General features: G+C 37.7%; 10 protein-coding genes. 8 read left to right on the top strand and 2 right to left on the bottom strand.

Going from position 1 to position 13521, the window contains the following annotated elements; genetic code table 11:
- Window positions 1–181 precede the first annotated feature (181 nt).
- From B6A32_RS11650 to B6A32_RS11620, 7 genes are all read left to right on the top strand, one after another.
- Window positions 182–2854, top strand: a complete 2673-nt coding sequence (locus tag B6A32_RS11650) for a TonB-dependent receptor domain-containing protein (protein ID WP_085304196.1) — start codon at window positions 182–184, stop codon at window positions 2852–2854.
- Between the two features lie 383 nt (window positions 2855–3237).
- A complete protein-coding gene (locus B6A32_RS11645) occupies window positions 3238–4014 on the top strand; it encodes a DUF3450 domain-containing protein (RefSeq protein ID WP_085304194.1) in 777 nt (258 codons plus the stop codon).
- A gap of 13 nt (window positions 4015–4027) precedes the next feature.
- Entirely contained in the window at window positions 4028–5404 is a 1377-nt protein-coding gene (locus B6A32_RS11640) for a MotA/TolQ/ExbB proton channel family protein (RefSeq protein ID WP_085304192.1), read from the top strand.
- A gap of 3 nt (window positions 5405–5407) precedes the next feature.
- Window positions 5408–5935 carry a MotA/TolQ/ExbB proton channel family protein gene (locus B6A32_RS11635; RefSeq protein WP_085304190.1) on the top strand — a complete coding sequence of 176 codons (528 nt, stop codon included), beginning with the start codon at window positions 5408–5410 and terminating at the stop codon, window positions 5933–5935.
- A 21-nt stretch (window positions 5936–5956) separates the two neighbouring features.
- Window positions 5957–6370 (top strand): ExbD/TolR family protein, encoded by a 414-nt coding sequence (locus B6A32_RS11630; RefSeq protein ID WP_085304188.1) that lies wholly within the window; start codon window positions 5957–5959, stop codon window positions 6368–6370.
- A 2-nt stretch (window positions 6371–6372) separates the two neighbouring features.
- Complete coding sequence (locus B6A32_RS11625; RefSeq protein ID WP_085304186.1) at window positions 6373–6993, top strand: energy transducer TonB; 621 nt, start codon at window positions 6373–6375, stop codon at window positions 6991–6993.
- A gap of 15 nt (window positions 6994–7008) precedes the next feature.
- Window positions 7009–8292, top strand: coding sequence for a tetratricopeptide repeat protein (locus B6A32_RS11620; RefSeq protein WP_085304184.1), 1284 nt, complete (start codon window positions 7009–7011; stop codon window positions 8290–8292).
- Between the two features lie 214 nt (window positions 8293–8506).
- On the opposite strand, the gene B6A32_RS11615 is transcribed toward B6A32_RS11620, so the two are convergent.
- Window positions 8507–10558, bottom strand: coding sequence for a winged helix-turn-helix domain-containing protein (locus tag B6A32_RS11615; protein WP_085304182.1), 2052 nt, complete (start codon window positions 10556–10558; stop codon window positions 8507–8509).
- Between the two features lie 119 nt (window positions 10559–10677).
- Here B6A32_RS11615 and B6A32_RS11610 point away from each other — a divergent pair, with 119 nt between their 5' ends.
- Entirely contained in the window at window positions 10678–11883 is a 1206-nt protein-coding gene (locus B6A32_RS11610; protein WP_085304180.1) for an alpha/beta hydrolase-fold protein, read from the top strand.
- Window positions 11884–12261: 378 nt separating this feature from the next.
- Here the strand turns inward: B6A32_RS11610 and B6A32_RS11605 are convergent, their stop codons facing one another.
- Window positions 12262–13122, bottom strand: coding sequence for an MBL fold metallo-hydrolase (locus B6A32_RS11605; protein ID WP_085304178.1), 861 nt, complete (start codon window positions 13120–13122; stop codon window positions 12262–12264).
- Window positions 13123–13521 lie beyond the last annotated feature (399 nt).

The raw sequence follows: 13521 nt of genomic DNA, 5'->3' as shown, positions 1-13521 counted from the left end.
GATAGCTTTATTAGAGGTGCTTATTTACACTTGTAAGTTATTTATAAGTTAAAGCGCCTCTTCTTTGCTCTCACATGAGTTCTCTGCAACCGACACTAATAACTTCCTTTAGGTTTTAACCCTAAGCTCTACAACTAGCTTGCAAATTTATTTCGAGCTAGCCATTCTAAAGAGGTTTGAAATGAACACGAATATTAAGCGCTTTGGTTTATCAAGTTTAGCTGTGGCTGTTTTGTCAGGCTTAATAGGTATTCAGGCGACTGCACAAGAAGTTAGCCCAACACAAGAAAGCGACGAAGCAATTGAAGAAGTTGTTGTTAAAGTTAGTCGCTTAAAAGGTACCGCAAATGCCGTTATTGAAGAGCGTAAAAACCAAGCGTTCGTTGCTGACATATTAGGTGCTGAACAAATTGCGCGTACCGGTGATAGTGACGCAGCTGCAGCACTTCGTCGTGTGACAGGTTTGACACTGGTCGACGGTAAATTTATTTACGTACGTGGTTTAGGTGAACGTTATTCAAGTACGCAATTAAATGGTGCCGCTGTACCTTCTCCAGATCCAACACGTACCGTTATCCCACTCGATTTATTTCCATCATCGATTATTGAATCATTATCGGTTCAAAAGTCATATTCACCATCAATGCCTGCTCACTTCGGTGGTGGTAATGTTGATATCCGTTTAAAGTCTATTCCCTCAACGTTTGTATTTAATATTGCTGGCAATGTTGGCGGTAGTTCGGAGAATAGTAATAACGGCTTAACGTATGAAGGTGGCGGTGATGATTGGTATGGTCTTGATGACGGTACACGACAAGCTCCAAAAGCACTTCGCACTTTGTGGAAAAATTACGATGCATTAGGTGATTTATCTCAAGAAGAAAACCGAGTAATTGCAGCAGATTTATATAAAGATTACGATCCTCAGTCTGAAGATCCAATACCAGATTTTGGTCTAGATATGACTATTGGTAATCGTTTTGACTCTGACTCAGGTGATTTCCGCTACGGTTTCTTAACCGCATTATCTTATGATAATGAATGGCAGGTTTCTGAAGAGTTCGAAGGTCAAGATTTTGCGTTACAAGCTGATGAGTCATATAAGCTTATTCGAGGCTTTGATGATGTAATTTCTACAGAGCATTCCGTTAGATGGTCTGGCATGTTTAACTTTGGTGTTGAATATCTGCGCGATCATAAGATCGACTTTAGTTCGACGATTCTTCATGATACTCGCGATCAAATCAAAGAGAAGTACGGTAACACTAACAACGTATTGTTGTCTGATGGTTTACGTGTACGTGATGTTGATGTTGCCTATGAAGAGCGTGAATTAATCGTTAATCAGCTACGTGGTAGCCATACTTTTTCAAAGTACTGGTTTATTGGGTTTGATTGGTTATATTCAGACTCGCGCTCAAATCGTTATGCACCAGGAAATATTTCTACTCGCTATATATTAGCAGATGAGAATGAAGATGGTGTATTTGATTTAGCAAACGAAAGCTCTCTGCGAAAAGCAACAACAGCATCTCGTTATACTTTCCAAAATTTGGATGATGATGTAGAAGATGCTGGTTGGAATCTTTCGTTACCGCTGATGTTCGATACAACTGAAGTTGAATTAAAAGCGGGTGCTAAATATATCGAGAAAACACGTGAAGCATTTGCGCGCCGTATCGACGTTAACACGTTAGCTTTCGATAATTTAGATTTATCTGGCTACGAGATGAATGAAATCCTTAATGATGACAAGGTATTAAACCATCCATTAACGGGTAGTGAACGTTTAATACGCGATACCTCTATTGCGGGCGATGATTACTTATCGGCACAAAAAGTTGATGCTTATTATTTCGAAGTAGATGTCTTTTTAGATAATACCTGGCGTATTAGTGGTGGAGTTCGTTGGGAAGACTTCCGTCAAGTTGTGGCTCCATTAGATCCCGCAACAGGACAGTTTGATATTCCTGCAGAGCCAACGAAAGAAGACTTGGCTGAGTTAACTTTTAAAGAAGATGACTACTACGGCGCTTTAGCACTTACCTATATTTTAGATGAAACGATGCAGTTTAGGGCTTCTTACGGTGAAACAACTATTCGTCCAGACCTACGTGAAGTAGCGCCTGCAACTTATATTGACCCATTAACTGAATTCCCTATTGGTGGTACACCTGCTGTGCGTAGTACGCAAATTAAAAATTATGATTTGCGTTGGGAATGGTATTTGGAAACAGGTGAAAACTTATCGGTAGGTTTATTCTACAAAGATATGGAAGACCCTATTGAATCAGTGCAATCCCCCTCTCAAGATGGTCCGCCGCTAATTCGAATTGCAAATGCTGATGATGGTGAAGTATACGGTGTTGAAGTTGAGTTTATGAAAGATTTCGCTTTCTTAGGTGGAATGGGAAATGACTTCTTCTTATCAGGTAACGTAACGCTTTCAGATTCAGAAATTAACATCGATACGCAAAAAGTGGTTGAGCAAACAGGTGTTTCAACAGCTATTACTAACCCAACTCGTCGTATGACAGGCCACTCTGAATATGTTGTTAACATGAACCTAGGTTATGACCACCCAAATGGAAATCACACAGCAACATTAGCATACAATGTATTTGGCGAACGTATCATCATTCCTGGCATTGATAATAAAGACGACGCATACGAGCAACCGGTTCATTCTTTAGACTTAATTTATACTTATTACCCAACGTTTGCGACAACGTTGAAGTTTAAAGTACAAAACATTCTAGATGAAGAAAAAGAGATTGAATTTGACGACACACTACTTCGCAGCGAAACACGTGGCATAGGGTTCGACATTCAATTTAAATGGGAATTTGATTAAGCTGGTCTTATTTAGTCATTAACCCCTAAGAATACTTAGCTAAGTATTCCTGCACGTAAAACACAAAACCTCTTACCCTGTTTAGGTAAGAGGTTTTTTATTCCCATTAGTTAATCGTTTACATCTGTTTGACATTAAACCGTAATATAGACAATTTATGCTTAGTTTTAGCGATTTTCAATTCGCTTTTTGTTATTTAATTTCTTTGTAATTGTAAGATTTTTGTAACTTTTTTGTCATTTAATAAAGTTGCAATATTACTGAAACTTTGCCGTCATAATTCACCTTTAGAATTCTTCATAGTCGTTTATCAAGCTCAAAACAAAGCAATGCTTTTGGGCTAACTGCAACATTGCAGCTTTAATCATAATAAAGGTTTAACTATGAAATTGTCCAAACTGGCACAAGCAGGTGTTTTCTTAAGTTCTGCTACCTTGTCATTTTATGGCTTTTCAGCGCAAGAGACTGACTTAAATGAGGTCGTTGATGCTGGCAAGAAAATCACGCAATCTGCAAATCAATCGCAACAGCGTGTGGATCGTATTAGTGAGCAAATCCTAAGCAAACTGCAACAATTCAAAAACGTAAATAAAGAAATTGACGGTTTAAATGTTTATAACGGTCAAATGCAAACACAAATAGATAACCAATTAAATGAGCTGTCTCAGCTTGCTAACTCGATGGAACAAGTGAGTGTTATCGAACGTCAAGTTTCTCCTTTAATGGCACGTATGATAGACACTTTAGCAAAGTTTGTTGAGTTGGATGTGCCGTTCTTACCGGAAGAACGCTCTCAACGTATAACCAACTTACGAACGGCAATAGACCGTGCAGATGTCTCTGTTGCAGAGAAATTTCGTCAAGTACTTGAAGCCTATCAAGTAGAAGTTGAGTACGGCCGCACTATTGAAGCTTATACAGGTTTACAAAACGTTAATGGTCAAGAGCGAGACGTAGACTTTCTGCGTATAGGTCGCGTGAGTTTTGTTTATCGCACTCGTGACGGACAAAGTATGGGGGTTTGGGATGAAGGTAGCCAAAGTTGGAAGCCACTTGGTGCTGAGTATCGTACAGACCTAAACAAAGCTCTGCGAATTGCCCGTAAGCAATTAGCACCAGATTTAATTGTTGTGCCAGTCGCACAAAATTCGGCTGAATAAGGTAGACCATAAAATGAAATTAGTAACAAAAGTATTGTCAGCGTTAGTGCTAGGCTCAGTTGCAAACCTAACTTTGGCACAAGATGCTACGAATTTAGATCAGTTACTTTCTCAATTAGAGAAAGGACAAATAGCACAAAGCAAAGAGAATCAGCAACGTGAAGCTGAGTTTGATGCTCGCAAAGCAGAACAAGATCAAATGCTTGCAAGCGCAAGGAATACACGTGATAACGCCGTTAACTTGAGTACCGAGCTTGAAGCTACATTTCAAAATAATGAAATTAAAATTGGTAACCGTACTGACGCTTTAAATAAGCGAATGGGCGAGTTAAAAGAATTATTTGGTGTTTTACAGCAGGTATCTGGAGATTTACGCAGTAAATTTCAAACCTCTGTAGTTTCGGCACAAATACCTGGTCGTGGGGTATTCTTAGATGAATTTGCTCAAAGCATGGGGTCATCGTCAAAGCTTGCTTCTATTGAAGAAATAGAGCGACTTTGGTTTGAGTTACAACGCGAAATGACTGAATCCGGTAAAGTTCACACGTTTACACGAGAAGTTGTTGCAGCAGACGGCTCAAAAAGTGATCAAGAAGTTGTTCGTGTTGGTGGCTTTAACTTAGTATCGCAAGGGAAATACTTAGAATATATTGATGAAACAGGCTCGGTTGCTGAGCTTATTCGCCAACCTACAGGTCGCTATTTAAATACTGCTGCTGATTTATCAGAAAGTAACGGACAGCAAACTGCTTTTGCTCTTGACCCAACTAGTGGTTCTATTCTAGGGCTATTAGTGCAGGCACCAGATACGCAAGAACGTGTAGACCAAGGTGGCCCAGTAGGTTATGTAATACTTGCTTTAGGTGCAATCGGATTATTAATTGCACTAGAACGCTTTATTTCTCTATTTTTAGTGAGTAGCAAAGTGAAACGTCAAGTTAAAACTGATGTGGCATCTAACGATAATCCATTGGGTCGTGTGATGTTAGTTAAAGACCAAAATAAAAATGCAGACACTGAAACATTAGAGTTGAAACTATCAGAGCGAATTCTTGCTGAAGTGCCTAAGTTAACCAATCGTTTAACGTTAATTAAAATCATTTCAGTTGTCGCACCGCTTATCGGTTTACTCGGAACGGTTACCGGTATGATTAATACCTTCCAAGCCATCACTTTATTTGGTACTGGTGACCCAAAACTGATGGCAGGTGGAATATCTCAAGCGTTAGTTACAACTGTACTTGGCCTGGTAGTAGCGATTCCAATGGTCTTTATTTCAACCCTACTTAACACGCTAAGCCGCGGCATTATCACTACCTTGCAACAACAAAGTGCAGGCATTATTGCTGAGCGTGCAGAAAATGAAGTGCTTAAGTTAAAGGGAGCGTAAACCATGATCTTATTCATCGAGTTGATGAATAGCATTCGTGAATTTTTAGATACTGGCGGTCAGGTGTTAACGGCAATCGCCGGTGTTATCTGCCTGATGTGGCTACTGATTTTTGAACGTTTGTACTTTTTTCTTTATGGTTATAAAAAAGTGAAAAAGCAAATTGTCGAACAGTGGCTACAACGAGGTGAAAGAAAATCTTGGAATGCTGAACATATAAGAATAGCTAACGTATCGCGTGTTACAGCATTACTAAATCATAATGTAGCGCTTATCCAAAGTTTAGTTGTGTTATGCCCTTTAATGGGGTTACTTGGGACAGTGACAGGGATGATAGAAGTGTTTGATGTAATGGCCATTTCAGGCAGTGGTAACGCACGATCAATGGCATCGGGTGTATCTAGGGCAACTATTCCTACAATGGCAGGCATGGTTGGCTCACTTTCAGGAGTATTTATTGTCACTTGGTTGCAACGAAAAACTAAACGTCGCACAGAACAGATTGAAGATGCGCTGCCAATGGCGCACTAACGAATTAAAAGGGTTTAGAACATGCGCTCTCAATTAGCAAAAGTTTTACAAGAGCAAGAAGAAGCGGAAGAAATTAATATGACGCCAATGCTCGATGTTGTATTTATTCTATTGATATTTTTTATTGTTACAGCCTCGTTTGTTAAAGAAGCAGGTATTGAAGTTAATCGTCCGGAAGCTGCTACAGCCGTTAAAAAAGAACGAGCGAATATCCTAGTAGCTATCAGTGATAAAGGCGATATCTGGATTAACAAACGTCGCATTGATGTTCGTGCAGTGCAAGCAAATATCGAACGCTTAAAAGCTGAAAATCCACAGGGTACAGTGGTTATCCAAGCAGATAAAAAAGCCACGACCGACTTATTAATCAAGGTTATGGATTCTGCTCGTGCTGCTGGCGTATTTGATGTCTCAATTGCGACGCAAGAGAGTTAGTTATGGGGACGAACCTAGTACGTTACGCAATATCTTTAGTATTAGCTGTAATGGTAACCATAGCTCTTTTGTGGAGTATGCAGCGCCTGATCGCTGGTGGTAACGACGTATTGTCCGAGCCGCCTCGAGGTAATGTACTTGATTTTATTCGCTTAAAACAAGATGAAACAGTGCAGAAAAAAGAACGAAAGCCGCAAAAGCCGCCTACGCCTAAAGAGCCTCCACCTCAAATGCAACAGCCACAAATGCAACAAGCTAACCCTAACACTAATGCGGTAAGTACAAGTTTTACCGCTGATGTTCAAACTGATTCAGGGTTGTCTGGTGGGCTAAATCTAGAAAGTGCAGACGGTGATTATCTTCCGATTGTAAAAGTGGCGCCAATTTATCCTCGGCGTGCACAATCAAGAGGTATTGAAGGCTACGTTATTGTTGAATTTACAGTGACAAAAAATGGCTCTGTACGAAATCCCTTAGTTATAGAGTCCCAACCTGAAGGGATTTTTGATAGAGCTGCAATGGATGCCGCATTAAAGTTTAAATATAAACCGCGAGTAGTCGATGGCGTAGCTACAGAAGTAGCCGGTGTTCAAAACAAAATTTCATTTGAAATTGACGGTTAAAAAAGAGAGTAAGTGATGAAAAAAATATTGTGTACTATTTTATCAATAAGCACGCTATATGCTTCACCTGTCTTAGTTGGCGGCTTAGCTAAAGCGCAAGCAGAAGAAACAAAAAAATCAGTGCGCGTTCCTGCGATGCGAAACAGGGTTTACACGCAGCTTGCCAGGGCTCAGCAAATTGCAGATAACGGCGATAAAGCAGAAGGCCTTGCGGTACTTGATGCTGTAAAAGATCGTTTAGAAAGCTTAAATAGTTATGAAAAATCCATGCTTTGGAATTTCTATGGTTTTATGCATTATGCTAATGAAGATTTAGTGCAGGCCAAAGCGAGTTTTAAAAATGTAGTTGCACAAGATGCAATACCAGAGTCACTGCGATTATCTACTCTGTACTCACTTGCTCAGCTATCAATGCAACAACAAGCACATGAAGAAACACTTAATTATTTAAACCTTTGGAAAGAGGTTAACACTAAAGCCCTAACAGCTAGTCAACATATGCTGTTTGCTCAAGTGCACTATCAAGATAACAACTTTACTCAGTCGCTTATTTCAATCGGTAATGCGATTGAAGTCGCCAATGCAAATAATCAAAAAGCTAAAGAAAATTGGTTAATCTTGCAGCGAGCAAATTATTATGAGTTGAAGCAACCAGAGAAAGTTACGGAAGTGATGGAGCTTATGGTCAAACTTTATAGTAAACCCGAGTACTGGATACAGCTTGCGAGCATGTACGGTGAAATTGGCCAAGAGAAAAAACAAATGGGCGCAATGGAAACTGCTTGGCAAGCAGGTTATATAACTAAAGATCAAGATATTATTACTTTAGTTCAACTATACCGATTTAATGGTGCGCCTTTTAAAGCAGCTAAACTACTTGATGAATCCATTGCCAGCGGTAAAGTAGTAGCAACTGTAAAACATTTAGAAATGCTAGCGCAATCGTATGTAGCGGCAAAAAATGATGAAAAGGCGATCCCTGTTTTAGCTAAAGCAGCAGAAATTGCTGACACAGGCAAGTTTGATGCACAACTTGCACAAGCTTACTTAAATTTAGAAAACTGGGATAAGGCAATTGAAACGGCTAAAAAAGCGTTAGATAGAGGTGGAATTAGTCGTGAAGGTGATATGCATCTAATTCTTGGTATGAGCTATTTCAACGTAAAATTATTTAGTCAGTCACTTACTTCTTTTCAGCAAGCAGAAAGCATAAAAGCTTCCGAAAAAACAGCTAAGCAATGGATTAAGTACGTTTCTCGTGAGAAACAACAGGCTGAGTTATTAGCAATGCTAAATTAGTGACTTTTATCTGTAGTCGCTAATATTTGAACATGCAGCTTTGACGATTAGGTTTATCTAATCTGACAGGCTGCTAAGAGCCTAAAGCGGACATTAGCCTTTATGAAACCATGTTCATATTTAGGGTGTTGTTGCTCTTTTCTGAGGCTGTATGAAGCTGTGCAGACATTCATACTTCGAATAACTAAAACATATTTGCGTTAATAGGAACCGTTTACTGCTCATTATGTTTTATTAATAACAGATCCTTTTTAAGTTGTTTCATTTGAGTAATAAGGAAATCACTTCCATTAAAATCAGATAAGTAGCGTACATTTTCAGGAAGCGTAGATAAAACTCCAAAGGTATCATCAGCTATAGAATAGACCCAAAGTTGTCGGTCATTATTTATTCCATATAACTCACCAGAATTATAAACAGCAAAAGGCTGTTCAAACTGATTGTTTAATTTAGGCATTTCAACAGGTTTTACTGCATTTCGCCAAAACTTGCCGTTACGTTTTAAGTAAAAAAGTTGCCCATTGTCGCCATAATTTGCCCAAAGTATATTTTTTATTCCTAAATTTTTCATTGCTTTAGTTTTAATATTGAGTTTATGTAAAGTGCTATGCCCATCAATTATCGCTGTAACTAATAACTCGTTAACCGAGTACCATTGCATAACAGACTCTACATGGAGCTTTGTTTCAATTTTCTGGTAATGCCCGTCTAGTTGCCAGATTTGAACTTTATTTTCAGATATTCCAGCAATCATAGTACCGGTAGGTGACCAAGCAATTGTTTTACTCTGTAACCCATATTCACCTTGGCTTAACTGCACATTTTCTTTATTAAAAAGCCAAAGTTGTCTTATCCCTGAACGATTTGAAGTATAAGCGATTCGTTCACCCAAGGGTTGAAACTTGGGCATATCTTCACTGAGGTTAGATCTAGCCAACTTGTACCCATCTAAAGATGATATTTCTATATTTTTTCTGAAAAGTGTTTTGGGTAACAAAACAATATCAGTGTCAGCAACGATCTCTGTTGCGATAAGCAATTGGCCGTTTGGGTGGAAAGAAAAATCTGTGAGATTTAGTCTTCCTCCGATATCAATTTTTGATAATTCTCCATCTACATCCAGCCTGTATATACGGCTATCTGAGCTTACAGTTACATACTCCCCAGAAGGATGATACTTAATTTTTAACGCTCTATCTCTTGGAAAATTAAGTGGTAGCTTAATTAAAGCTTTGGATATCACTTCGCCAGTCAAGCTAAGCACTCTAAATACATGATCATTTTTTTCATTAAGACTCAAAAGAGCAAAAGTGCTATTTGCGACTGAGAAATCATAACTATATGTGTAACTACTAAGCACCTCAAATAAAGTTATAACTTTCTGAGTTTTAGGACTATATAGCTGAATCATTGTACTACCGTCTTTCTCAGTTAAATAGCTGATATCCCCAGTCGGCAACCACTTAGCGAGCCAAGCAGGGTTGCTTTGACATTCGAGCCTCCTTACTGGCTTCTGAGGAGACGTTATTGCGTCGAGTACGCTTAATGTATTAACAGACCAACAATACTCTTCATCAACTTGACTTGGTTTACATGCATTGCGCTCTGTAAAAGTAATGTGGTTACCATCATTGGACCAACTAGGTTTGCCATAAACACCTTTATTATACGTAAGTTGTTTTTCTTTATGGCTCGAAACCTCTTTTAACCAAATATTACTATAGCAATTGTCTATATACCGTTGAAAAATAATAAAATTGCCTCCAGGCCCATAACTAGCACCAGACTCCCAATCATCACTACTTGTTATAGGAGAAACTTCAATATGTTGTTTATTTTTTTCTGAGAGAGGATGAAACCAGTAGGCAATCACAACAATTAAAGTGACAAATAAAATACGCCAAAATGTGTTGAGTCTAAGGTAGCTAGCTTTTGAACTTGAGGAGTCAAAGTGAGTAACAGGTATTTCTAGACTATAACCTTTTTTGCTATGGGTTTTAATAACCCTTTGTGTTTGCGCATCATCATTTAAAGCTTTTCTTAGTTGTGATATGCAGCTTTGCAAGGAATTGGAAGAAACAATCCTATCTTCCCAAACAATTTTCATAATATCTTCAATACTATAGACTTCGCCTTGGTTTTCGGCAAGTACGCATAATAAAGCAATTGCTTTGGGCGGTAGCCGATTTATTTGACCATTAATTTTTATTAGATTACGAGCAACATCAACATGATGCTGTCCAAGTACAAAATTATTACTTTTCATTTAGCTATTTAAAATTTCAGGTGAAAATCAACAAAAAATCAGGTTTTTTATTGTTATTAATGAATGACTTTCGCTACCGTAACACATTGAGATTTTAATGTTTAATTTAAGGAAAGAATATGCGCCTCCGTTTTTACTCTCTATTAGTTGTAACATTGTTTACCACATCAACATTCGCTCAAGTTATTAAAGAAGAAGCGATTACCATTGGCACAAAACTAACCATCCACTCCAATACCCTGAACGAAAACCGCAATATTTTGGTCTATAAGCCTAGTGATTTTGACGCTAGTAAAAAATATCAAGTCATCTACCTATTTGATGCAGAATATTTATTCACCTCAACAGTTGGTATTGTAAAAGCTTTAGTGAACTCTCGGAAAATTCCACCCTCAATTATTGTAGGAGTCGAAACGACAATTAGAGTTAGGGACTATTTACCACCCATTGATGGAGATCCCAAAAACAATCATCAACTCTGGATTAAAAACAAATTCCCTCAATTTGGTGGCACAAAGAACTTTTCTAAATTTTTGGAATCTGAACTTTTTCCTTATATAGAAGATGCTTATCAAGTGCTACCAAATAGAACCATGATAGGATATTCAAACGCAGGTGTATTTGGGTTGCACACATTAGTCACTTCACCAAATATATTTACAAATTATTTATTGATAAGTCCTGCTGCTTGGTGGGGAGATAATGAGATAGATGAAAACCTAGCTACTTTTAGTAAGGCCCATAATAACTTTAGTGGTAACTTGTTTTTGACAGTAGCGAATGAAGGTCGAGGAATGTATTCGAATGCTCTAAGAATCGCTTCTAAGTTGGAAGAAGTTGCACCAGCATCATTTACTTGGGGGTTTAATCAATTTGAGAACGAGACTCATGAATCAACAATTTACCCAAGCATTTACGAAGGCTTAGTTAAATTATTCGATGATTTAAATTTTAAAGTAACCGATAACCATGGAAAATATGCTTCAATTATTGATATTCAAAACTATTACTCTTCTTTATCGAAGCGCTACAAGTATGAAATATTAATTCCTGAAATTGTGCTTTCAGACTTAGCAGATGGACAATTTTTAAATCAACGAAATAGTGAAGCAATTGAAACATTGAAAAAATTTACCGTTCTTTATCCAAAGTCATCATTTTCACATTCCAATTTAGGGAGCGGATACATGCGTACAAAGCAGTTTTCTTTTGCAAAATCGCACTTTGAAAAAGCACTTGAAATTGTTAAGAAAAAAAACATAACCGACCATTCGGTAATAGATTATTTACAAGATATGGTAGCTGCTGCCGAAAGTAAGATTTAAGAAAGTTTAGATCGTATTAGTTGTTTGGGGGAGCTTAAAATCATTATTTTAAGCTCCCCCATAAATAATACAATTATAATGTCCGCAATGTCGGATAAGCTGCCGATAAAACTTATAGATTGAATAGCCGTAAAGGGGCAAAACCATCTATTTCAAAATAAATTTATACCAATATGCTATCGCTTATTTTAACAATCAAACGATAACCTATTTACCTGCCGGCTTTACTCAAGTTTAGAAACTACATCACTTAACACTCATCATGAAAAAAAGGGCTTTAATGCCCTTTCATCAATCCAAAATACAGCCAAGTGAAATGATAATTAACTTAACGTGTAAGAAGCTAATATCACAGTTTTTCGTTACTATTACTCGCTGCTACTTTAAATCTGCAACCAAGGTTTTTAACCACTTTTCTTCTGTGATAAACGCCCAAGATAAATGCTTATATTTTTCACCAATACCTGCGCTAAGTATTTGCTCTTCTGATTTTCCTGCCGCAAGTGCTGATGCAACTCTATCAATACTGAAGCTGATCATCTCAGCAAACGCTAGTAAACTTTCTTTATTGGTGAGTTTGCCGTGACCAGGAATAATAACGACATCGTCTGGTGTGTTTTTCAGCATGTGTTTAACGCTAGCTAAATAACCTTTAACACTACCACCGCTTTTTAAGTCGACATATGGAAAGCCAACTTCAAAGAATAAGTCGCCGGTATGTAATACATTGGCCTTTTTGAAGTAAACATAAGTGTCGCCGTCTGTATGACCTTTTGGTAAATGCGTTAACTGAACTTCTTCATTATCTAAATAAATAGTAATACCATCTTTGTATGTTACTACAGGTAAGCTTTCGACGCTGTGTTCTGCTTTACTGCTCAAGCGGCTACGGACATTTTCATGCGCAAAAATAGGCGCTTTATGAGAGAAAAATTGATTACTGCCCGTGTGATCACCATGAAAGTGAGTATTAATAATATATTTAAGATCTTTGTCTTCTAGCCCTTTCATCGCACTTTCAATTTTTTCAGCTAATGGTGCAAACTTATCATCAACTAATAGTAAGCCTTTATCTGTCGCTAATACACCAATATTGCCACCTGGGCCTTGAAGCATATAAACATCGCCTGCAGCCTGCTGTACGGTTATTTCTTTATCAGCCATAGATTGTGCATTTGCTGTACTCGTTGCTGCGATACTAAAAAACAACGTTACCGCCACTAAAGATTTTTTAAACATAATTTCCTCGTCTTATTATAATTGTTAAACCTAAACTTATAGGTAATAGCGTAGACCTTATTTATCACTTTAACCTTACACATAAAATTCTTGTAGGTATTTATTTTACTATTCTGATTTTTGGCCGCTTTACTAAAATGAATATGAATTAACTTAATCGCTTGTTTACTCGCTTGTTTACTCGCTAAGTTACTCGAAAAGGCAAAACTTAGATCACTCGCAGCAAATAATACTAGCCAAAAGCCTATAATAAGATCCTATATGGCAAAACTAAATTCATTGTCATTAGCTATGTTTAACAAAACTGTCTTAACATGATATTGAGCCTAACAACGCTATAAAAGAGATGTTAATGATAATAAGCCTTGTGGCACTTTCACGCTGTTTTTTATAATCGTA

Source organism: Colwellia polaris, assembly GCF_002104515.1.
In the GTDB taxonomy this organism is placed as follows: domain Bacteria; phylum Pseudomonadota; class Gammaproteobacteria; order Enterobacterales; family Alteromonadaceae; genus Cognaticolwellia; species Cognaticolwellia polaris.
Note: the sequence above shows the minus strand (reverse complement) of the source record. Positions and strands in the feature narration are given on the sequence as shown.

What these genes read in the sequence shown, in the direction of transcription:
- B6A32_RS11650 (WP_085304196.1), top strand. Translation starts at nt 182, where the DNA reads ATGAACACGAATATTAAGCGCTTTGGTTTATCAAGTTTAGCTGTGGCT.
- B6A32_RS11645 (WP_085304194.1), top strand. Translation starts at nt 3,238, where the DNA reads ATGAAATTGTCCAAACTGGCACAAGCAGGTGTTTTCTTAAGTTCTGCT.
- B6A32_RS11640 (WP_085304192.1), top strand. Translation starts at nt 4,028, where the DNA reads ATGAAATTAGTAACAAAAGTATTGTCAGCGTTAGTGCTAGGCTCAGTT.
- B6A32_RS11635 (WP_085304190.1), top strand. Translation starts at nt 5,408, where the DNA reads ATGATCTTATTCATCGAGTTGATGAATAGCATTCGTGAATTTTTAGAT.
- B6A32_RS11630 (WP_085304188.1), top strand. Translation starts at nt 5,957, where the DNA reads ATGCGCTCTCAATTAGCAAAAGTTTTACAAGAGCAAGAAGAAGCGGAA.
- B6A32_RS11625 (WP_085304186.1), top strand. Translation starts at nt 6,373, where the DNA reads ATGGGGACGAACCTAGTACGTTACGCAATATCTTTAGTATTAGCTGTA.
- B6A32_RS11620 (WP_085304184.1), top strand. Translation starts at nt 7,009, where the DNA reads ATGAAAAAAATATTGTGTACTATTTTATCAATAAGCACGCTATATGCT.
- B6A32_RS11615 (WP_085304182.1), bottom strand. Translation starts at nt 10,558, where the DNA reads ATGAAAAGTAATAATTTTGTACTTGGACAGCATCATGTTGATGTTGCT.
- B6A32_RS11610 (WP_085304180.1), top strand. Translation starts at nt 10,678, where the DNA reads ATGCGCCTCCGTTTTTACTCTCTATTAGTTGTAACATTGTTTACCACA.
- B6A32_RS11605 (WP_085304178.1), bottom strand. Translation starts at nt 13,122, where the DNA reads ATGTTTAAAAAATCTTTAGTGGCGGTAACGTTGTTTTTTAGTATCGCA.